Below are 20,267 nucleotides of genomic sequence, written 5' to 3' on the forward strand. Positions count from 1 at the left end.
GTGTGAGTCAGTAGTGCAAGTCTGCGAGTCCGATTAGTGACTCATACAAGCCATTCAAATAAGTGGCCCGATATTAGTAACTTAGATAAGCGACTAACATGAGCCCCCTGAGTAGTGACGGTATTCGTTACTATGCAGGTTACTGATTTTGCTTGAGCAATGTGCTGGCGAGCGTATCGGCGGCGCTAATGGCACTGATGCCTAAGCCGCCGAGAAGCGCTTGTGGCGGCAGCGTTTGAATATTGCCGTTTTTACCCGCGGGGGTATGGGCAATTAGCGGCATCTCTTTTATCAGTTCTTGGGCAATTTGCGCGTTGGTTTGCTCGGCGGGTTTATCGCTGCGCTTTGACAACAAGATAATGTCGGGCTGCAAGGACAAAATCCCTTCCTGAGACATACTTTTGTAGCCATCAAACTCGGCGATATTCTGTGCGCCTGATAGCGCGATAATGGTATCAGCGGCAGTGCCTTTACCGCCGACCCGTGCGCCACGGCCTTCTTGTAGCAGCATAAAGAGGATTTTTGGCTGAGCGCCAGCATCGCTTATTTGCTGTTTTTTATCCGCTAAGCTTTGCAGTTGTTGATGTAAGTCCTGCTTTAACTTAATGGCGTTATCTGGACGGTTGAGTAATTGACCTAAGGTATCCACATTGCTCATTAGTTGCGGCTCATCGTTCGTTGCGGGTAACTGCACAACTTGGATATTGGCTTGTTTCAATACATTGAGCGTGGTCTCAGGCCCCATAACATCCGAGCCGACAACGAGTGTTGGCGAGAGCGCAATAATACCTTCGGCGGAGAGCATTCTGTGATAGCCAAGCTTCGCCACATGGGCTAGACCGTCAGGTACATAGCTGGTGGAATCTATGGCGATCAGCTCATTACCCGCATCGAGGGCGAGCACGAGTTCAGTGACACCCGTGCCCGCACTCACGAGTCTTATCTCATGTTTGGAATTTGTTTCAGCATTAGATTTTGTACTCAGTACAGCATTGGGCTCAGCACTAAAGGCGCTGGACGATAGCAAAGCCGCAAATGCTGAGGCGACAAATGCCACTTTGCTTAATGGCTTAAATCGGCTTAACGGATTAAATGCGCACTTAGGCTTATGCCGATGGCCAAGGGCGCTAGTATCTATTTTTAATGACATTTTAGTTGCTTGAAACAACATGGTTGAACTCCTAATACAAACTTGTTCGCCGCAGGCTTAGTTACTGTTTCTAACATCAGACTTTCAAAATGGTAGCTTTAAAAATCAGTACGTTAAAGTCAGTGCCGTGAAAGTAATGCTTTACTGCCTGCATCTTTTTTGTGTTGGTTTTGGTCTTTAGCTAGAGAGGCAGTATTGGCTGTGTCTCTGGCTCATTATTTAGCTTGCTCATTTGGCTTTTGGGGGCAGATAGCGGGCTTGGCAACGCGCTAATGCTCCATCAATATTTGAGTCTGGCTGATGGACTGCGTCTGCAACAGCGCGAGTAGTTGCATCAAAGGTTCCACGGGCGCGGCCTTATCGGCGGCAATAATCACGGTCGCCTCCGGCATAGTCTTAAAATGTGCGGTAAACGCGGCGGTAAAAGTCGCTAAATCATCAAATGTCTCACTATCGATTGCCCAATAAGGCGCTGTCGCCATGATATTGATGGCAATCGTTGGCTTATTGTCGATTGCAGTGATGGCCGAACTTGGGCTTTGCGGCACATCTACCGGCAAGCTGAGTAGTTGGGTGTTTGCCGTTAGCAGTAGAAATACCAACACGATAAAAATAATGTCGATTAACGCGGTTAAATCTAGGCTCGGAAGTTGCTCAGGCGAAGCAATGCCTGCCTGCGAGCGCGGTGATGCATCTGCACTTATCATGTCTGTGGCTCAATCTGGGAATGAGAGTTGAATGCCGACTTTTGCTCAGTGCTGCTGACTTGGCTGAATGCTTGATATTGATTGCTATCGATTGAAATATCTTCGATACCCGCTAACCACAGATTGAGTTGATTGAGCACGTGCCCTGCGCGCAGACATTGACCTTGAGCCCAAATGCCAAAGAGATGGGCGGCGGTAATGGCGGGCACTGCGATAATGAGTCCGGCGGCTGTGGTGTTCATCGCAAGGCCAAGTCCGGCGCTGAGTTGCGCTGGGGTAACAGGGCCTTGTGATTGCCCAAGCTGGGCAAACATGTCGATGAGGCCTAGTACGGTGCCAAGTAGGCCGAGTAATGGGCTGATAATGCCAATCACTTGTAAAACCTTGAGTCCGGCTTGCAAGTCGCGTTGCTGTTTGTTGAGCCACAGACTGAGTAGTTCTTCCCTTAGCACTTTAGGCTGGTGGACTTGTTTGAGTAACAAGGTCGCGCCACGGGCGAGTAAATCTTGCTGTGCGCTGGTTTGTGTTAGCAGCGCGCTGACGTTTTCAGTGGTCGCCATCGAGCTTGATTGACGCAATGACATTACCCAAGCCTGTTTTTTCGGCCAGATTGACAGCAGAGTTTGATGCAAAAACAAGGCGCTACGTTCAAGGCAGATCATCAAGGCCAAAAATGCACATAATAACAAGGGCCAAGTTAGCACGCCAAGCTGAGTCTGTAGGGTTGAAAAATCAGTTATGGGCATTAAGCCTCTCCAATCGATTGAAAAATCAGTTTTATACGTCAGTGAGTGAATCAAAAAGTGAGCTTTACTATGGCTCACTATTTAGCGCTTTATCTTTCGTACTGCAGGCTTTCCTGTTGCCTGTTTTCCTATGGCTAGCTTTTCAGCGATAAGATTGAGGCCCGCTAGTTAAGCGCAAAACGAATAGGCACTCTGACCTTGTAGTGACTCGCTAGCCTTGGCGTCGGCGCCGCAAATTGCCAGTTTTCAACCGCAGCGATTGCTGCTTGATCTAGCAGGCTGAAGCCTGAGCTTGTGACTAACGTCAGTGCCAGTTGCTCGCCAAGTTCGTTAAACATCACTTCTATGGTTGCAGTTCCTTCGAATCCTTTCTTACGTGCTATTCGCGGATAAGTCGGTTGCGGTGGCGCTGTAGCAAACAGCGGTTTGGCTAATTCCACTATGTTGGTTTGGAGGCTGTCGTTAAATGGGGCATTGTCAGCGGCTGTACTGGCCACATTCTGTGTAGCTTTTGGATTAACTTCGGCTACGTTAGCGATTAAATTCGTTGGTTCTTGTGTTGTTTTGGGCTCTGTTTTTAGCTCTAATTCTTGTTCAACATGTTCGGGTCGCTTATGTGCTAAAGCATTCGTCGCTGATTGATCTGTATCTGGATAACTTTTAGCAGTAGGTTTTGCGATAGAAGGTTTCTTAGCTAACTGGCTGTCAATTCGTTGATCCGCTTTGGTTTTTTCAACTGCCTCGATAATCGTCTTATCGACAGAGTCTGCTGTTGATACTTTTCTTGCTGTGCTGCTCACTGTGGCTATCTTGGATTCTGCTTGCGTTATGGGCTCGAAACTGGCGTTGCTGCTTGTCGTGCTCGTCGCAGCAGAAAAATTCAGGGTGACACGATTCGCGCTGGGAGTGTTCGATGCTTGATTTGCACTCGATGCTTGGGCGCTTTGCAGCATAGTGATAGCAGGCTGCGAGGCGATAACACCCGTTTGGATGGCAACAGTTAACGCGCCAAAGGCAAGATATCGTTTCGGTGTCACAGCAACCTCTTTTTCCTAATAAAGCACTTCTGCTGATTTATCTTCGGTAAATAAGATATCTCAATATAAACAAGATCGCAAATGATAATGATTTGCATTTGATCTATTTTGTTATCTCAGGTAGAGTGCCTGCAATAGCTCGAATGAGCGCTTAAAAAAACAGCTAAACCGACAATTTATCCTACTTTATGGATACTGATTGCCTTGGACTCTGTCTGGAAAGGGCTCAAGTTTGAAAGAGCCTAATCTGGAATGGGGCATCTGTAATAGACTCAATCTCAAAAGGATTGGTGTCTGGAAAGAGACTCTGGGCTCAGTATTGAATTGCACGGGAACAGCTAATTATCACTTGAGGATGAAGAGATGAAGAAAAAGCCGTTAGTGATCGCCATGGCGATAGCACTGAGCAGTACGGCCCTAAGTTTTACGTTAGCGGCAGAAGAAAATGTTAAGCCTGTTGTTCAAGGTGATGCGGATAAAAAACTCGTTACGACAGAGTTTGATGAAGTGTTAGTGAGTGCAACCCGCATCAGCGAGAAAGCCTCCGAAACCAGCCGCAGCGTAGCCGTGGTGGGTGAAGAGCAACTTGCGGTAGCTCAAGCATCATCCGTGGCTAATGCCCTTAAAAACGAGGCGAATATTACGCTGACGAATGGCCCAAGAGCTTCATCTCAAGGGGTTGAAATCCGTGGTTTAAGTGGCAGTCGAGTACTGCAGACGATTGACGGAGCAAGACAAAATACCGGCTCTGGCCACAGAGCAACTTACTTTATGGATCCTGAGTTGCTGAAATCCATTGAAGTGCTGCGCGGTCCAGCCAGTAGTTTGTGGGGCAGTGGCGCACTGGGTGGCGTCGTTGCGCAAAATACTAAGTCAGCGCAGGATTTTTTAGCGCCCAATGAAACCTTTGGTGGCTATTTCAAACAAGGTTATGAAACCAATGGCTCGCGCACTAAAACCAGTGGCGCGATTTATGGTCAACAAGACAGTATCGATTGGTTACTGAACGGCTCTTACACCGACTCAAACAATATAAAAACCGGTAATGACGAAACCCTAAGCAACAGTTCATCCCATGGCAGCAGTGGTTTAGTCAAATTCGGTTGGCAAGCCGATGAGGCGTCACGCTTAGAGTTATCTGCGAGAGTCAATAAGATCAATGAATTAGTGCCAAGTAATCCTTCTGCGGTAGCCAGTAATTCAATACCTTTAGTGCGTCGCAAGACAGACGATCAAAATATCACCTTAGATTACAGTTTCAATCCAGCCAATAACCCGTATCTGGATACTAAGATGCAAGTGTATTGGAACAGTACCGACTACGACGAAGACCGTATTACTAAGGGCCAGCTAGACAGCACTGAGTATCGCACTGTGGGCATTAACCTCAATAACAGTTCGCGCTTGGGCAATACTTTGTTGACCTACGGCGTTGATGGTTTCCGCGATACCATAGAAACGACGCGTGATGATTCGGGTCAAGTGGGCCAGCGTCCGGGAAATATTGATGGTGAAACCACAGTATGGGGCGCTTTTACGCGGGCAGATATTGAGCTGACTCAGACGTTAAATCTGGATGCAGGTCTGCGTTATGACAGCTTTAAAAATGACAGTAACAACCTCAATTTATCCTCCGATGATAATGAGTTATCGCCATCGCTAGGGCTAGTTTGGCAGACTCAATCTTGGTTGACCTTAAGTGCCCGTTACGATCAAGCCTTCCGCGCACCTTCGGTTGAGGAAATGTATTCTAGCGGCACCCATTACTGCATTCCACCTATTCCGGGATTTTTGCCCCAAGGTCTATGCAACACCTTTGCGACCAATCCGGATCTAAAGTCTGAAAAAGCCCGTAACAAAGAAATCAAAGCAGACTTACGTTTCAGTGATTTAGCCGGTGATGATGAATTAGCGTTGACGTTCAACATCTTCCATAACGATGTGGACGATTTCATCGTGCAGCAAGTGTCTAATCCTTGGCATGGTATTCCTGGATTCGAGCAAACGACCTCATGGAATAACGTCGAAGATGCGCGTTTAACTGGCTTTGAAATTAGCGGTCGTTACCGAATTGGCCAAACTCGCTTAGCGATGAATTATGGCCAAACCCATGGTGAAGATCGTAAAAATGGCGGCGATATTGAAGGTATACCCGCCAATAAATTTAACGTTGATTTATCCCAAGGCATTATGGAAGGCGACATGAAGCTCGGCACTCGCGTCACTTATGTGGCGACGCAGTCGAATACGCCTGATGGCTTCAAAGTGGCGAAATACGACGATTACACTCTATGGGATGTGTATGTTGCGTGGGAGCCGACTATGGGCGCGATGGCGGGTGTGAGAGTGGATTTCGCCATCGAAAACATCGGCGATGAAAAGTACCAACAAGCGTGGCAAACCTTGTATCAACCTGGCCGTAATATGAAGTTATCGGCGCGCTATATGTTCTAAGCCCTGCATTAAAGTGCTGACTTCCGTTTCGGCAAATGCTGAGTGTTAAATCTGAGCAAGCGGTAAACGGGAGTCAGCGTTTAATGCCAAACCACTCAATAGTCACTACCGCTGGAGACAGTAAAATGAAGATGACACTCGATAGCGAGCTCGATGTCGCGCCAGATTTAGGCTCTGAGCAACGTCAGCTAAGTGAGCAACAGGCGCAATTGCGACAACGATTTGAGCAACAAGCTGATTTAATGCCAGCGCAGCTCGCCAGTGAATTAGGCATTGCCGAGCTTGAAGTCGTTGCCGCCCTGCCGCCCGAACAAGTGGTGTTTGTGCCGTTAACTCAGCTCGATACCTTACTGCAAGCCTTACCCGAATGGGGAAAGTTAACCACTATTGTGATGTTGTCGGGCAGTGTATTTGAATTTAAAGGGGATTTTCCCGATGGAAAATACGCCCACGGTTATTACAACCTCTACAGCAAGGGCGACGGTTTGCACGGGCATCTCAAATTAGAAGCCATGCGTAGCATCGCTTTGATCAGCAGACCTTTTAGAGGCAGCGAGAGCCATTCGATTAACTTCTTCGGCAGCGAAGGTGAGGTCGTGTTCAAAGTGTATTTAGGTCGCGATAAACAAAGAGCGCTGTTTCCTGAACAAGTTCGCCAATTTAAAGCGCTCGCGACTGCCTTTGCCTCGGTGTAGTCACACCTCTGAATTGCAGCATTAACGACAGTATTTAAGGAACACAGCAAATGAAGCCTGAAATGACCGAACAAGAACAACGTTTAAGAGACAAGCTTTTACCTGAGATAGAAGCCTTCAAACAGCAAAGGGAAACCTTGCAACTGGCCACGCTAGGTATTGATGGCCAGCCGAATGCGAGTTATGCACCCTTCGCACTGGCCGATGACGGTTTTTATATTCTAGTGAGTGACTTAGCCCGTCATGGTCATAACTTAAAGCACTCATCTAAGGTCTCTGTGATGCTTGTTGAAGATGAAACTGCGGCCAAATCGGTTTTTGCCCGCAAGCGTTTGACCTTCGATGCGATTGCCGAGGCCGTGCCCCGTGATACGCCCGCCTTTATTAAGGGCGTTAGTGTGTTATCGGCCCGTTTTGGCGAAATGTCCGATAACCTTGCGGCATTAACCGATTTTAACTTATACAAGCTCGCGCCCCATCAAGGTCTTTATGTGAAAGGTTTTGGCCAAGCATTTAGCCTGAGCGGCGCAGAGTTGTTAGATGTGGATTGGAAGCGTGATGGCCACCATGGCACGCCAAAAACGCCGGAAAACCAGCAAGTCGCTTAAGTCGCGCTAAGCGATGGCAATAAAACCAACCCGCACTCGCTGCGGGTTGGTTTTATGTTTTTCTTTTGAGTAAAACCACGCTTTGCCCTTGAATTTTCCCGCAACAGGTAGCATCTAATTGATATGCTTTAAGCAAAGCTGCGCGGTTAACGGCTTGCAGATGACCAGTTCAGGCGAATGTTATACTTGAATTGCCGTTCCCTACCGAAGGATATCACCCGTGACAGAGCCGACCGTCGAATTAGCCAAATCACCAAACCCCATTAAAGCGGGCGCAGAGCCATTGCCTGAAAAGTTAATTCCAGTCACGCCTACAATAAGCGCTGATGCATCGAAGGTTAAACCAACCTCGGCGCAGCAAAGATCGGTATTGCCTTGGATTATGGGGTTTCTTAAACCCTACAAACTGAAAGTCGTCGCGGCGATTATTTGCTTGATGATAGGCTCGCTCGCTTGGCTATCATTGGGCCAAGGTGTGCGCTTAATGGTCGATGAAGGCTTTGTGCGCGACAATGCGCAGCGGCTGAATGAAATCATACTGTTAGTGCTTGGGATTACCGCCGTCAGTGGCACAGCGGTGTTTTGCCGCTTCTATTTAATGACTTGGCTCGGCGAGCGGGTCAGTGCCGATATTCGTCTAACTGTTTACAATCAACTGCTTAAACTCTCGCCCGCCTTTTACGCTAAGGTGCGTACTGGCGAAGTGATCTCCCGTTTTACCGCCGACTCTACTTTGCTGCAAACCGTGGTGGGCTCGAGTTTATCTATGGCACTGCGCTCTAGTGTGACGGTACTTGGTGGTTTAGTCATGATGGGGATCACCAGCGTTAAGATGACCTTATTAGTGTTATTGGCTGTACCTTTAGTGTTGGGACCTGTGATCTTTTTCGGCCGTAAAGTGCGTACGCTGGCGCGAGAAAGCCAAGACAGGGTTGCCGATCTCGGCGCTTATGTTGATGAAACACTTCATGAAATTCATACGGTACAAGCCTATGGTCATGAAGATAAAGACCGTAGCTTATTCAATACCCGCGTCGAAGATGTGATGTCTGCGGCAAGCGGGCGGATCCGTTACCGTGCCTTGCTGATCTCAACCGTGATGTTTTTAAGTATCGCGGCGATTGCTATGGTGACTTGGGTCGGTGCCCACGATGTGATGGCGGGTAAGATGACGGGCGGCGAGTTATCCGCCTTTATGTTTTACGCTGTGATGGTTGCAGGCGCTGTGGCGACCATTAGCGAAGTAATCGGCGAAATTCAGCGGGCTTCTGGCGCCGCCGAGCGTTTAATTGAACTGGCTGAAACGCCAGTGGATATTCCCGTTGCAACTCATCCTATTGTTTTACCCGCCAAGGTCAGTGGCGAGTTAATGATTGAAGGACTCAACTTTGCCTATCCAGAGCATGATGCCTTAGTGCTAAAACAGCTCAATATGGCTATTGCCGCGGGTGAGCGGGTCGCCTTAGTCGGCCCAAGTGGCGCGGGTAAGAGTACCTTGTTCCAGTTATTGCAGCGCTTTTATGTGCCTAGCGCTGGCAGTATTCGACTGGAAGGAATTGATATTGCTAAGCTTCTGCCACATGACCTTCGGGCGCAGTTTGCTCTGGTGCCGCAGGACTCAGTGATTTTTGCGACCAGCGTACTTGAAAACGTGCGTTATGGCCGAGTCGATGCGACTGAGCAAGAAGTGATTGATGCTTGTATTGCAGCCCGTGCCCACGAGTTTATTAGCGAGTTTACTGACGGTTATCAAACCTATTTAGGTGAGCGTGGCGTGCGGCTTTCTGGTGGGCAAAAACAGCGGATCGCCATTGCACGGGCGATTTTAGCCGACAGACCCATATTGTTACTCGATGAAGCGACCAGCGCTTTAGATGCGGTAAGCGAGCAGAAAGTGAAGCAAGCGCTGGACGTATTGATGGCGGGTAAAACCACCTTGATTATTGCCCACCGCTTATCGACGGTAATCAATGCCGATAGGATTTTTGTGTTCGATAAGGGCGAGATTGTTGCCTGCGGACGCCACCAAGAGTTGATGCAATCCAATGCGTTATATCGTGAATTTGCCAGTCTGCAATTGTTAACCGAAGAGGCCAATGCCAGCGCCTTGAATGAGATCATTTAGGTAAAATAAAACCCAGTTGCTAGCTGAAACGCTCAAGCTAGCTCACTGGGTCTTTTATTGTGCGTTTGTTGCTAAGCTTTGTTAATCAGCTTTGTCTTTAAGTACGGCACTGTAAGTACTGCACTTTAAGTGCGGTCTCTAAGCTTTATCTTTTAGCTCGCGGCGCAGAATTTTACCTACGGTACTCTTAGGTAATTGCGTCATAAATTCAATGACTCTTGGCAATTTATAGGCGGTTAACTGCTCGCGGCAATAGGTTAGAATGGCCTCTTTAGCCTGTTGATGATCTTGGCTATCATCCTTTAGCACGATAAAGGCTTTAACCGCTTCGCCCGAGTGCTCATCTTTTACTCCCACCACGGCGCATTCGATCACACTTGGATGGCTCGCCAGCACGTTTTCCACCTCGTTGGGATAAACGTTAAAGCCTGAAACTATGATCATATCCTTTTTGCGATCAACAATTTGATGGAAACCTTCCGCTGTTGCTATGGCAATGTCACCGGTTTTAAAGAAACCTTCTGGAGTCATAGCGTTGGCGGTTTCCTGCGGATTATTCCAATAACCCCGCATCACTTGTGGGCCACGCGCGGCTAATTCTCCCGCTGTACCTAAGGGCACTTCAAGGTTGTTTTCATCTAAGAGTTTAACTTCAGTGCCAATCACAGGTTTACCAATAGTGCCAAGTTTTTGATAACCGGGCGCATTGAGTGAAATCACTGGTGAGGTTTCAGATAATCCATAACCTTCGCTGATCATATTGCCTGTGGTCTGTTGCCAAATATTCGCCGCTGCGGCAGTGAGTGCAGTGCCGCCAGAGATAGTGATTTTTAAATGGCTAAAATCGAGTGCTTTAAACTCGGGTTGATGGCATAGGGCGACAAACAGGGTATTGAGGCCTGCAAATCCCGTGAAGGGGTATTTGGCGAGTGTCTTAATTAAGCCACTAATATCCCGTGGATTTGGAATTAATACCGAGCAACCGCCGCACTCGAAATACAGCACTAAGTTCACCATAAACGCATAAATGTGGTAAATCGGCAGTGGCGCAACAAAGATATCTTCCCCTTCGGTGATCACGCTCGCGATGCGGGATTTTACCTGCGCCGCATTGGCGAGCATATTGCCGTGGGTCAACATGGCACCTTTCGATAATCCTGTCGTGCCACCTGTGTATTGCAACGCCGAGAGGTCGTCGAGATTGGAGATAAATCGGCTAAAGGGAAGGTCAGCCCCTTGCTTTAAAATCTGACAAAACTCGACATTCTTAAGCCCTGTTTTTGGTTGCACATGCGGATCGATCAAATCTAAAGGATGGGTGGAGATGACGAGTTCTATTTGAGTACTGTCGATGACTTTGGCCAAGGTCGGCAATAGGTCGGATAACACCACGAGCGCTTTAGCACCAGAATCATTGAACTGATGAATAAGCTCGCGCTCGGTATATAAAGGATTCGTGTTAACAAGGATTAGCCCTGCCCTGATTGCGCCGTAGGCCGCGATGACAAATTGGGTGATATTGGGCAATTGAATGGCGATGCGATCGCCGGGTTTGAGTGTGGTCTTATTCTGTAAATAGGCGGCAAAGTAACGAGAGTCGCGTTCTATCTCATTAAAACTGCTGGTTTTACCAAGGCAGGCATAGGCGGGTTTATCGCCATAACGCAGGCTGGTTTTCTCGATCAGATCGACCAGTGATGAGTAGTCTAGTTTGAGTTGAGAGTCTTGATCGTATGCCATGCTGAACTACCTCAAAGATGATGTTTATTAGTTGTTATTATTCTGGAGTTAAACAGGTGTTTAGATTAGAGGGTGTTAGCACTAGAGGTCAATGCTTATCGCGAAAAACATCGCTATGCCAATAACGGTATCTTTATGTAACAAATAGTATTTTTACTCTAAAGCTTAGGCGTTAAGGATAGCGTAATTATCGTGTCATCGATAAAGCACTATTGGATTTTATTGAACGAAGAAGCACTAAAGATATCGCAAGAAACACACTGTCTTTTGGGGATGAGTGCTTGATTTAGAAAGGCGCTTAGGTTGATTCCCCAAGCGCCGATTTAGTGGTTAATGTAGACGGTTACCGATATTAAGAGAAAACCTAGGGACTAAAGAATCCGGTTTCTTGACTCACTTGCTGGCTTGGATGTTTCACATCCGTCACCGAGAATTGGATCATTTTACGCCCCGAGGGGATGGCATCCTTATCGGCTAATACTGTTACTGGGTAGTCCACTTGCTCGCCCGCGGCCAAGGTAATAATAGGATCGGCAATCAAGCTAAAGGGCATTTCACTGTCGACGGCGAGTTGATACTGCTTAGTGTCCTGCGTTTTGTTGCGGATCTTCAGCTGATAGGTATTTTCAATCTTATTGTCAGCCGTTTCGCGGTACAGGCTTTGACGGTCTCGGATCACGTTAAGCTGGATTTCGCTGCGGCTATTCAAATCTAAACCTATCACTATAAGCATGATCACGACCGCTGCGCCGTAGCCTAAAAATCGCGGCGAGCGCCAATAGGAGTAGCTGACTCCCTTAAGATCATTCTCACTCATGTAGCCGATAAGGTTCGGTTTATAATCGAATTTCAACATGGTTTCATTACAAGCATCGACACAGGCACCGCAGTTGATGCACTCATATTGCAAGCCGTTACGAATATCTATCCCTGTTGGGCACACTTCGACACATAAATTACAGTCAACACAATCACCAAGATTACTCTCTCTGAGATTGGTTTCTTGCTTACGTTTACGCGGGCCGCGTGATTCACCGCGCTGTGCATCATAGGTCACGGTTTTAGTGTTGGCATCGAACATTACAGCTTGGAAACGTGAATAGGGGCAGCAATGTAGACACATTTGCTCGCGCATCCAGCCCGCATTCAGATAAGTACAAATGGCGAAAAACCAGACCCAGCTTGTCACCCAAAAGCTGGCATTGCCCGTCAATATGTCGATATAGAGTTCGCGGGCGGGAATGAAATAGCTGATAAAACCACAGCCAGTGAGCAGGGCGGCGAGACCCCAAAGTAAGTGCTTGGTGCTTCTTTTACCTATTTTGCTGCCAGACCAAGACGCTTTGTCTAGTTGCTTGCGTTTGTTGCTGCTGCCTTCGATACGCGTTTCTATCCACACATAGATAAAGGTCCACGCCGTTTGTGGGCAAAGATAGCCACACCAAACGCGGCCCCAGAATACGGTAATAAAAAACAGACCGAAGGCGGCGGCGATAAAAATCCATGCAAGTAGGGTAAAGTCCTGCGGCCAGAGCGTGATGCCAAAGAAGAAAAACTGTTGCTGGCTGATATCTAACAATATCGCTTGGCGGCCATCGATTGAGATAAACGGCAAGGCGAAAAACAACACGATCAGCAGGCTATTCATCATGGTTCGCAGGCGCTGAAAATCACCTTTCTGCTCACGAAAATGGATGTTGCCAGAGGGCGTATTGCTCCCTGTTGCAGTTTCGCTGGAGAGGATTTTAATCGGAATGTGCAGCTCGACTGAGGAAGGTTTTGCGCTCACACTCTTATTCACACTTGGAGAATTGGGGGTAACTTCGCTCTTGGGCATAAAGGGTCCTAACGGCTTAAATAAGATTCGCCTCCCTATAGCAAGCGCTAGGCCAAGTTTTAACTGATTCAACCTTATGATATATATGGTTATTTTGCAATGCGAGCTAAGTGGTAGTCACGATATATCACATATTGGCGATATATCGCGCTTTTAGCTTGTGTGGTTTGAGTTATATTTCACTCGATTGACGTTGGATCCCCAGTTTTTTCATCCGCGATCTCAGCGTACTTGCCGGAACGCCTAGCACATTCGCCGCGCCGAGTGGACCGGATATTCGCCAGTTTAAGCGTTTAAGGGTCTGTTCTATATGTAAGGCTTCCGCTTCTGCTAAGGTTTGGCCTTGGGCTTGAGCTAAGGGGTTGTTGCTCGGCATCGCATGGATCTGCAGAATATCGCCTTGGGATAGAATGGCTTCGCGCTCGAGGATATTTTGCAATTCGCGCACATTGCCCGGCCATGTGTAAGCCATGAGTTTTTGCAGCCCTTTTTGGCTCACACCGCGGATTTTTTTGCCTAACTTACGATTCAAACTGTGCAGTATATGGCTGACGAGTTCGGGGATATCTTCGATCCTCGCGCGCAGTGGTGGCACTTGAATAGGGAATACATTCAAGCGGTAATAGAGATCCATCCGAAATAATCCCTGCTCGACCCGCTTGAGTAAGTCGTGGTGACTGGCGGCGACCAAGCGAATATCCACGTGAATGGTTTCGCTGCCTCCGAGGCGTTCGAAGGATTGCTCTTGGATGACCCGCAGTAGTTTTGATTGGGCTTCTAAACTGAGTTCTGCCACTTCGTCGAGGAACAGTGTGCCTTGGTGAGCAAGTTCGAAGCGACCTTTACGGCGGCTGGTGGCACCGGTAAATGCGCCTTTTTCGTGACCAAAGAGTTCACTTTCTAACAAGGATGCTGAAAACGCGGCGCAGTTGACACTGATCATAGGTTTATCTTTGCGGCGACTGAGTTGATGTAAGTTACGGGCTACAAGTTCTTTGCCTGTGCCATTTTCACCACAAATGAGCACAGTACTGTCGGTATTGGCTACCATATGCAATTGCTGGATCATGTGGCGGATCACGCTACTGCCACCCGAAATATCCACATCACCCGTTTTGTCAGCTAGTTCTGCCTGTAGGTAATGATTCTCGGAGGCAAGTCGCTCCGAGAGCGCTTGCACTTGCGCCAACGCTTGACGTAATGACTGCTCCGTTTGCTTTTGGATACTAATGTCACGAAATATCGCGACTACGCCAATGAGTTCATTATCACGGTAAACGGGCGTAGAACTGTAATGCACGGGAAAGCTACTCCCATCTTTACGCCAGAACACATCATGGGTGATTTCGCGGGTAATGCCATCCTTTAATGTGTTGTAAATTGGGCAATCTTCTTGGGGATAATGGCTACCATCGGCATGGCTGTGATGATGACAGTTATGGATATTTTTGCCCAGTAACTCTTCATTTTTCCAACCTGTCATGCGTTCAGCCGCGGGATTGATAAACACCGCATTCCCGCTTAAATCAAATCCATAAATACCTTCACCGACAGCGTTAAGCAGTAACTGATTTTCAGGCAAGAAATGCTTATCGACTGATTTTTGATTATTGACCGAAATCTTATTTGTCATCTGCGGTACTCAAGCTTGGCTGGTATTGCCCGAGTATACCTTAAGTTGCATGTCGCGATATATCGTGTCTTTGATTGAGTTAGTGAGTATTTCCCACTTTATGGTGACTTATGGGTTTTACATTTTGGCGCCCTAAAGTGCATTTTACCTAACGACACACCTTAAAAAATATTCACTTATAACAAACTGATCTAAAAGAGAAATGACTAATATTCATTCAAAAGTCTGATTTAATATTGGATATTGTCTTATTTATGTTATAAAAATGTTCTTGCTATGTAAAAAAATAACTTTGTATTGACCGTGGTAGCAAGGTTTTAGGGACGATAATCACATAAAGCAGGTCAGGTATTCTAAAAATAATAAGCAGTTGGGATGAATATGATGACCTCAAAGAAGCAGAAGTTTGGATTAAGTGCAGTCAGTTTGGCGATTACATTAGCTTTGTCTGGTAGCTTCATTAGCCCGCAAGCCATGGCTGAGGAAGAAGACGCTGCTGTTAAAAATGAAGGCGTGGAAAAGATTGCGGTTGTTGGTTCACGTGCGGCACCACGCTCAATCGGCGATTCCCCCGTTCCAATTGATATTATTAGTAGTGACGACTTAAAAAAGAATGGTTCCACTGACATGATTGATATGTTGGTGACCTCAGTACCTTCGTTTAACTCTCGCGCTCAACCCATCAGTGATGCGGCAACCTTAGTACGTCCCGTTAACTTACGTGGTTTGCCTTCCGACAGTACCTTAGTGTTAGTCAATGGTAAGCGTCGTCACCGCGCAGCTGTGATTGCGTTCCAAGGCGGCGGCATTAACGATGGTGCTCAAGGTCCTGATATTTCGGTTATTCCTGGTTCTGCATTGAAGCAAGTCGAAGTGCTGCGCGACGGCGCTGCGGCGCAATACGGCTCTGATGCGATTGCTGGGGTAATGAACTTTGTCTTAAAAGATAATTCTGATGGTGGCTCCATCACAGTGACCCAGGGTGAATATTACGAGGGTGACGGTGCCACGACCACAGTCGAAGGTGATGTTGGTTTACCGTTGACGGATAATGGCTTTGTTAACTTAAGCTTTCAGTATAAAAATGCCGATGCAACCAGTCGTAGTGTGCAGCGTCCCGATGCGGCTAACTTAGCTGTGCAGGGCAATACTGCGATTAATGACCCCGCTCAAGTATGGGGTAATCCTGAGATTAATGATGACTACTCAGTGTTTATCAACTCAGGCTTAGACATTAATGCCAATATGCATGCCTATGCCTTTGGTAACCTGTCATCCCGCGATGCCGTTGGTGGTTTTTATTATCGTTACCCGCAAAATCGTAGCAACGTGTATTCCAATGACGATGGTCAGAACTTACTCGTAGGTGCGGTTAATGGTGTTCAGTCGACTTGTGCGGCAGTGCCTATCCCTAAAAATGCTGATGGAAGTGACGGCAACGTACTCGATACAGATGCTTACAAGGCGATGGTTGACGATCCAAATTGCTTTGCCATGAACCAGATATTCCCTGGTGGCTATACGCCGCAGTTCACTGGCACCATTGAAGATATGTCTTTCTTCGCTGGTGTAAAAGGCGATATCGGCGAGTGGAATTATGATTTCAGTGCCGGTACGGGCAGTAACAAAGCCAGCTTTGGCCTTAAAAACTCTTTAAATCCATCACTGGGATTAGACACGCCGACTGATTTCGATACGGGTGCCTATGAGCAGGTTGAAACCACAGTTAACTTAGATTTCTCGCGTTTCATTACTATAGGCGGCATCGAAGACATTAGCTTTGCTTCTGGTTTTGAATGGCGTAATGAGTCGTTTGAGATATCTCAAGGTGATGAAGCCTCGTGGATTGCTGGCCCTTATGCTAACCAAGGTTTCAATATTGGTGCGCACGGATTTAAAGGCTTTGGCCCAGAATCTGCGGGTAAAAACTCTCGCCACAATATCGGTATTTATACTGATCTAGAAGCCTATTTAAGTGATGACTGGTTAGTCGGTTTAGCACTGCGTTACGAAGACTTTTCGACCTTTGGTGATACGTTAAATTACAAACTGACGTTGCAGTATTCCGCAACGGATGAGTTGTCGTTCCGCGCGTCACACAGCACAGGTTTCCGTGCGCCAACCGTGGGTCAAGAAAACGTCGTCAACACGCAGACATCAATTATCGAAGGTGAACTGATCCAGACGTTTATTGCGCCACCCACCGATCCGCTTGCGGCATTTTATGGCGGGGAAGTGTTAAAGCCTGAAGAGTCAACAAGCTATGCGTTAGGCGCAGTGTATGAATACGAAAGCTTTTTCTTAACGGTCGATTATTACAACATTGGCGTTGAGGGTCGTATTGCGCAGTCGAGTAAGATTGATGTTGAAGCTAAAGACTATGATGCGCTGCGTGCAGCGGGCGTTGAGTTCCCTGAGTTGATCCAAGGCGTGAGTTATTACACCAACGACTTTGATACTACGACTCAAGGTATCGATATCGTCGCCTCCTATGATGCGGAAATTCTGTCGGGTAATGCTAAATTCAGTCTTGCCTATGGTTGGACCGATACCAGCGTTGATAAATACGATCCCGAAACCACTGATGAAGGCAAGGTTCGGCGTTTAGAAGATGGTATTCCTGCACACCGTGCAACCTTGACCTGGGCGCAGTCATGGGATCAATTAAGCATGTCACTGCGTGGTAACTACTTCGGTGAGTACTATGCGACTCATGCTGACGATACCTCTGATTGGGGTTCTGAAATGGCCGATGCTGCAGTCACCATAGATCTGGAAGTGAGCTATGAGTTATTTGATGGCTTAACCCTGGCGGTAGGGGCAAATAACCTATTCGACCAAAAAGCGCAAAAGCTGAAAGTGGGCGATGATTACGCTTATTCTCAACTTGGTGGCGTTTACTATGAAAGTGGGCCATTCGATTACAACGGTGGCTTCTACTATGGCCGTGTAAATTACCGTTTTTAATGAGTAAGCCAATTTATAGAAGCGATTTCTAACCCACCTTTCAAGAAATTTGGCTTTTATAGATTTGAAGTGAAGTGAGCAAAAAGGCTGCAGTGCAGCCTTTTTTATTGGTTATTTTTCGTTAGCTGCGATTCGTTTGTGCGGCAGCAAGGCCATTCAACACATCACTCATACTGAGTTTTGACGGCAAAAGAATGCCATTGGGTGCGCTTGGACCGTAGATTTTATTGTAGGGCGTACCAGGTACACCTTCATGGCGCATATAGCTTTCAATCGTTTTGTTGGCTTCACTCCAGTTGCCTTGCATCAGGATAATGTTGTCTGCCATTAAGGCGTTCACAATTTGTTCCCTGTGGGTGACTTCGGCTTTATTGGTTTGGCAAATGGTGCACCAATCTGAAGTAATATCGACAAATACGGTATAGCCTTGGGCAACCAGAGGCGCAATTTGCTCGGGGGCTAAGGTGTGCCATTGCAGTTTTTGATAGGCTTGATAATCCTCGCCTTTATGCACAAATCCAATAATAGCGCCGAGTCCTAAGGCGAAAAATCCCAGTACAAATATCACCGCCAGCGGTATGGTTTTTCCTTTTTGTCTTTGCCAAATCAGCAGCAAGATAGCGCCGATTAATAGACAAAGAATGACAATACTGATCAGAGTAATAGTGCTCATAAAACTTCCTGCTGGAGAATGGCGTGCCTTTATTAACCATAGAGGCTTAGGAATACAGACTTAGATTCGTGCTTATCTTAGCGGTTAACGGCTTAAATCAGCGTGAATTTATGGGATTTCATTTGAGCTGCCCTTTGACGCATTCAGTTGCAATTGTGTTTTGCGCCTGCTGTTGAGTCTTTGTAAGCTGGGCAAGATGATAGTTACCGCTATAACAAAAATAAAAGGAAATAAGATGACACCTTTATTATCGCGTCGACGCTCGTCGGCTAGGCCGCTTTGGTCATTATTACTGTTGCCGTTGATCGTATTCTGCTCGAGCCTGAGCTATGCCGAAACCGCCAAAAAGGCCGAAGATAAAGCCGACAAGCTTGTCCCTGAGGTGGTTAAAACCGAGCATAAGATGACGATTCAAGGGCAAAAAGTCAGTTATCAAGCGATAAGTGGCGAGACTATTTTAAAGGATGATAAAGACGAACCGCTGGCGAGTATTTTCTCTATTACCTATTTACGTGACGATGTTAAAGACAGCAACAAACGCCCCGTAACCTTTATTTTTAACGGCGGTCCGGGCTCGGCCTCGCTCTGGTTGCACATGGGCTTATTCGGTCCTAAACGTGTGGTGGTGCCGGATGCAAAGGACGATGGCGCAGCACCTTATCATATTGAATCAAACGATTACTCTATGCTTGATGAGTCCGATCTCGTGTTCATCGATCCCGTAGGTACTGGCTTTAGCCGCGCCTTAGGCGATAAAAAAGGTGCGGATTTTTGGGGCGTGAAAGAAGATGCCCAGTCGATTGCCGAGTTTATTCGCCGCTGGTTGATTGAGCATAAACGTTGGAACTCCCCTAAATATTTGGCCGGCGAGAGTTACGGTACTACCCGCGCGGCAGCACTTGTGAATGAATTGCAGGGTGGTTGGACCGACATTTCGGTCAATGGAATTATGCTGATTTCATCCATTCTCGATTTTAGTCATGCCCGCTACCAGCCGGGTAATAATCAACCATACATTGGTTTTTTACCGACGATGGCGGCGACGGCTTTCTACCACAATAAAGTCAGCGCTGCGGATAAAGCTTTAGGGCTAGAGGCTTTTATTGAGGAAGCGCGCCAGTTTGCGATCAAAGATTATGCCCTCGCGTTGTTGCAAGGCAGCCGCTTAACACCCGAGGCATATCAAGCTGTACGTCAAAGCTTGGCGCGCTTTACGGGTTTAAGTGAGCACTATTTAGATCGTGTTAATTTGCGCGTGAGCGCCAGTCGATACACTAAGGAGCTGCTCAGAGAGCAAGGTTTGACGATAGGACGCTTAGACAGCCGCTACACAGGTAAAGACTACGACAGTGGCGGCGACTCAACCGACGATGATCCATCAGGTTATGGGATTGATGGCGCTTATACGGCTGCCATGCATCAATATCTGTATGACGATTTGGGCGTGACCTTATCCCGTCCTTTCAACGTTCTCTCCGTTGATGTGAACCGGAGTTGGAATTGGAATATCAGTGGCAAGCAGATGCACTATGTCAACGTCGCCCCTTATCTTGGCCAAGCGCAGCGTGAGAACAAAGATCTGCGGATTTTTGTCGGCAACGGTTACTTTGACTTTGCGACGCCATTTTTTGCCACCGAAAATACCTTTGCCGATAACGGCATAGATAATAGTCGTGTGAGTATGCATTACTATAAAGCGGGGCACATGATGTACGTTGAGCCCGAATCCTTAACACAGTTAGTGAAGGATATCCGTGCTTTTTATCAGCCTAAATAGCCGTTAATTTATCAACAAACGGATTGATTAGCGTTAACGCCTTAATGGCGCGATGCTAGAATAGCAAACAAGTTAAGGCCCCAGAGTTTATCTACATCAATGGGGCCTTTTTATTCGG

14 protein-coding genes are annotated in these 20,267 nt (G+C 47.2%); 6 read left to right on the forward strand and 8 right to left on the reverse strand.

The window, feature by feature from the left end; genetic code table 11:
- Positions 1 to 139 precede the first annotated feature (139 nt).
- The 4 genes from OX890_RS06900 to OX890_RS06915 form a co-directional block, all read right to left on the reverse strand.
- Positions 140 to 1,171 (reverse strand): hemin ABC transporter substrate-binding protein, encoded by a 1,032-nt coding sequence (locus OX890_RS06900; RefSeq protein ID WP_006085847.1) that lies wholly within the window; start codon positions 1,169 to 1,171, stop codon positions 140 to 142.
- A gap of 248 nt (positions 1,172 to 1,419) precedes the next feature.
- The gene (locus OX890_RS06905) at positions 1,420 to 1,857 is read right to left on the reverse strand and encodes an ExbD/TolR family protein (RefSeq protein WP_006085846.1); all 438 of its coding nucleotides are present in this window, start codon (positions 1,855 to 1,857) and stop codon (positions 1,420 to 1,422) included.
- Positions 1,854 to 2,603 (reverse strand): MotA/TolQ/ExbB proton channel family protein, encoded by a 750-nt coding sequence (locus OX890_RS06910; RefSeq protein ID WP_006085845.1) that lies wholly within the window; start codon positions 2,601 to 2,603, stop codon positions 1,854 to 1,856. Before OX890_RS06910 ends, OX890_RS06905 begins: the two co-directional genes overlap by 4 nt.
- A gap of 164 nt (positions 2,604 to 2,767) precedes the next feature.
- A complete protein-coding gene (locus OX890_RS06915; protein WP_268650330.1) occupies positions 2,768 to 3,640 on the reverse strand; it encodes an energy transducer TonB in 873 nt (290 codons plus the stop codon).
- Between the two features lie 363 nt (positions 3,641 to 4,003).
- On the opposite strand from OX890_RS06915, the gene OX890_RS06920 reads away from it, so the two are divergent.
- The 4 genes from OX890_RS06920 to OX890_RS06935 all read left to right on the forward strand — a co-directional run bounded on the left by OX890_RS06920 (position 4,004) and on the right by OX890_RS06935 (position 9,522).
- Positions 4,004 to 6,094 (forward strand): TonB-dependent hemoglobin/transferrin/lactoferrin family receptor, encoded by a 2,091-nt coding sequence (locus tag OX890_RS06920; RefSeq protein WP_268650331.1) that lies wholly within the window; start codon positions 4,004 to 4,006, stop codon positions 6,092 to 6,094.
- A 125-nt stretch (positions 6,095 to 6,219) separates the two neighbouring features.
- Entirely contained in the window at positions 6,220 to 6,789 is a 570-nt protein-coding gene (hutX, locus tag OX890_RS06925; RefSeq protein WP_327238656.1) for a heme utilization cystosolic carrier protein HutX, read from the forward strand.
- A gap of 50 nt (positions 6,790 to 6,839) precedes the next feature.
- Positions 6,840 to 7,397 (forward strand): heme utilization protein HutZ, encoded by a 558-nt coding sequence (hutZ, locus tag OX890_RS06930; protein ID WP_006080506.1) that lies wholly within the window; start codon positions 6,840 to 6,842, stop codon positions 7,395 to 7,397.
- A 220-nt stretch (positions 7,398 to 7,617) separates the two neighbouring features.
- The gene (locus tag OX890_RS06935) at positions 7,618 to 9,522 is read left to right on the forward strand and encodes an ABC transporter transmembrane domain-containing protein (RefSeq protein WP_268650332.1); all 1,905 of its coding nucleotides are present in this window, start codon (positions 7,618 to 7,620) and stop codon (positions 9,520 to 9,522) included.
- Positions 9,523 to 9,660: 138 nt separating this feature from the next.
- Here OX890_RS06935 and OX890_RS06940 read toward each other — a convergent pair whose 3' ends face one another.
- From OX890_RS06940 to OX890_RS06950, 3 genes are all read right to left on the reverse strand, one after another.
- On the reverse strand, positions 9,661 to 11,262 hold the full coding sequence (locus OX890_RS06940) for an AMP-binding protein (protein WP_268650333.1): 1,602 nt from the start codon (positions 11,260 to 11,262) through the stop codon (positions 9,661 to 9,663).
- A 364-nt stretch (positions 11,263 to 11,626) separates the two neighbouring features.
- Positions 11,627 to 13,099, reverse strand: a complete 1,473-nt coding sequence (ccoG, locus tag OX890_RS06945; RefSeq protein WP_268650334.1) for a cytochrome c oxidase accessory protein CcoG — start codon at positions 13,097 to 13,099, stop codon at positions 11,627 to 11,629.
- A 172-nt stretch (positions 13,100 to 13,271) separates the two neighbouring features.
- A complete protein-coding gene (locus tag OX890_RS06950) occupies positions 13,272 to 14,732 on the reverse strand; it encodes a sigma-54 interaction domain-containing protein (protein ID WP_268650335.1) in 1,461 nt (486 codons plus the stop codon).
- A gap of 381 nt (positions 14,733 to 15,113) precedes the next feature.
- On the opposite strand from OX890_RS06950, the gene OX890_RS06955 reads away from it, so the two are divergent.
- Positions 15,114 to 17,699: a TonB-dependent receptor plug domain-containing protein gene (locus OX890_RS06955; RefSeq protein ID WP_268650600.1), complete on the forward strand. Its 2,586-nt coding sequence runs from the start codon at positions 15,114 to 15,116 to the stop codon at positions 17,697 to 17,699.
- Between the two features lie 121 nt (positions 17,700 to 17,820).
- Here the strand turns inward: OX890_RS06955 and OX890_RS06960 are convergent, their stop codons facing one another.
- On the reverse strand, positions 17,821 to 18,372 hold the full coding sequence (locus OX890_RS06960; protein ID WP_006085835.1) for a thioredoxin family protein: 552 nt from the start codon (positions 18,370 to 18,372) through the stop codon (positions 17,821 to 17,823).
- A gap of 235 nt (positions 18,373 to 18,607) precedes the next feature.
- Between OX890_RS06960 and OX890_RS06965 the strand changes: the two genes are divergently transcribed.
- Positions 18,608 to 20,149, forward strand: a complete 1,542-nt coding sequence (locus OX890_RS06965; RefSeq protein ID WP_268650336.1) for a S10 family peptidase — start codon at positions 18,608 to 18,610, stop codon at positions 20,147 to 20,149.
- Positions 20,150 to 20,267: the final 118 nt, after the last annotated feature.

The sequence above is a fragment of the Shewanella sp. DAU305 genome (assembly GCF_026802235.1).
Classification (GTDB): Bacteria; Pseudomonadota; Gammaproteobacteria; order Enterobacterales; family Shewanellaceae; genus Shewanella; species Shewanella baltica.